Origin of the sequence: Streptomyces fuscigenes (assembly GCF_021556455.1) — a bacterium.
Lineage (GTDB): Bacteria > Actinomycetota > Actinomycetes > Streptomycetales > Streptomycetaceae > Streptomyces > Streptomyces fuscigenes.
Genome location: NZ_JAKGCV010000678.1, coordinates 1 through 2,012, shown reverse-complemented (window position 1 = coordinate 2,012; position 2,012 = coordinate 1). Strand labels below are relative to the sequence as shown.

At 78.6% G+C, this 2,012-nt stretch carries 2 protein-coding genes; one reads left to right on the top strand and one right to left on the bottom strand.

Annotated features, from left to right (window positions below; all coding sequences use genetic code 11):
• The first annotated feature begins 5 nt into the window (after nt 1-5).
• Nucleotides 6-572: a GNAT family N-acetyltransferase gene (locus tag L1885_RS27670; protein ID WP_235799888.1), complete on the top strand. Its 567-nt coding sequence runs from the start codon at nt 6-8 to the stop codon at nt 570-572.
• Nucleotides 573-673: 101 nt separating this feature from the next.
• Here the strand turns inward: L1885_RS27670 and L1885_RS27665 are convergent.
• Nucleotides 674-2,012: alpha/beta hydrolase family protein (locus tag L1885_RS27665; RefSeq protein WP_235799887.1), on the bottom strand; the 1,339-nt coding region annotated here is incomplete at its 5' end.

The window sequence follows — 2,012 nt, the reverse complement described above, 5'->3', positions numbered from 1 at the left end:
CGCCGATGCGCTCCCACGCCCCCGGCCCCGCCAGTCCCGGCACCCCCCGCACCCCCGGCGCCGAGCCCCTCTCGGTGCGCCCCCGGGGCGCCGCCGACCTCGCGCCGTGCGCGCGGGTGCTCGCCGAGGTGCACGCGCACAGCGCGTACCCGATGAACTGGCCCGCCGATCCGGTCGGCTGGCTCTCGCCGCCGGAACTGCGGGCCGCCTGGGTGGCGGTGGACGGCGGCGGCGCCGTCGCCGGGCACGTGGGCCTCTCCCGGGCGACCGCCGACGACGGGGCGCCCCGCCTGTGGGGCCGGCGGTCCGGGGGCGATCCGTCCGCCACGGCGGTCGTCGGCCGCCTCTTCGTCGCGCCCGGCGACCGGGGCCGGGCCGGCGGCGCGCGCCTGCTGGCCTCCGCCGTGGACGCGGCGCGCGGCGCGGGGCTGCACCCCGTACTGGACGTGCTGGCGTCGGACACGTCGGCGCGCGCGCTCTACGAGCGGCTCGGCTGGCGGGAACTGGGCACGGTCGCGCAGCAGTGGGGGCCCGGCGACCCGGTGACCCTGCACTGCTACGCGGCGGGCTGACGGGTCCGGGGCGCCTCCGGACGCCGTGCCGGGGCGGTCCGAGGGCGCGGCGGGCCGACCGGAACACACCCCGGCCGTACCTGCCCCGTACGCCCTACGCCCTACGCGTCCCCCCGCTCCCCCGCCGTCCCGCCCGTCCCGGTGGTACCGGTCACCGCCCCGGCCCGCTCCCCCGCCGGGTCCGGGCCCTCGGCGTCCGCCGCGTGGGTCCTGAGCCAGTCGAGGATCAGCCCGAGCCGGTGCAGGCGGTGGTCGGGGCGGCCCGAGGTCGCGAAACCGTGGGACGCGTTCGGGTACCGGGCGAACACCACCTCGTGGCCTCGGCGGCGCAGCGCGGCGTAGAACTCCTCGGACTGCTCGATGGGACAGCGCTCGTCGGCCTCGCCGTGGACGAGCAGCAGGGGCGTGGTCACCGACGCCGCGTGCGCGAGCGGCGAGCGCTCCCACAGCAGGGCCGCGCTGCGGGCGTCGTAGAGGTCCGTGCCGCCGAACTCGTGGCGGTTGACGGTGAATCCGTTGTCGGACGTGCCGTACTTTGACGCCACGTGGGACACGGACCGCTCGGACACGGCCGCCCGGAAGCGGCCCGTCCGCGTCAGCGCCCAGTTGGTGAGGTAGCCGCCGTAGCTGCCGCCGGTGAGGTAGAGCCGGTCCGGCGCGGCGAGCCCGCTCGACACGGCCAGGTCGGCGAAGGCCGTCAGGTCGTCGAAATCTCCCCGGCCCCAGGCTCCGACGCTCAGGGCCCGGAACGCGGTGCCGCGGCCCGCGCTGCCGCGCACCTCCGGGAGCAGGACGTGGAACCCGGCGGCCGCGTACGCCTGCGTCTCCAGGTCGAAGGCGTTGCCGTACGTCATGTGCGGGCCGCCGTGCACCCGCAGCAGGACGTCCCCGCCGCCCGGCCGCGCGTGCGGCGAGCGGTAGAGCAGCCCGTGCACGGTGAGGCCGTCGGCGGAGGTCGCGGTGAGGGACTCGGGTGCGACCGGCCGCGCCCGCGCCGTCCAGGCGGCGTTGAGGCGGGAGGCGCGCCTGCCCGCGAGGTACAGCTCGACCGGCTCGGTCGCCGATTCCAGGCACAGCGCGACGTGTCCGTCGGGCGAGACGGCGAAGTCGGCGACCGAGCGGCCCTGCGGGCTGACGCGGCGGGCCGCGGCGCCCTCGCCGCCCTCGTACAGGGCGACCTCGCCGGCCACCGTCACCGCGAAGAGGATCCGCTCGCCGGTCGCGGCCAGCAGCCGGGGCGCGCCGAGCGCCCGCGCGTCGGCGAGCAGCACCCGCTCGCACTCCAGGTCCTGGCCGGGGAAGACCGGTGTCCCCTCGTCCGCCCACCACGGGCGCGGCGGCTCCACGCTGTGCCCGGCCGAAGTGCCGGCCAGCGCCACCGGGCGCCCGGACGCGGTCACCGCGAGCGCGCGCACCCGCGAGGGGCAGCGCCACACGAGG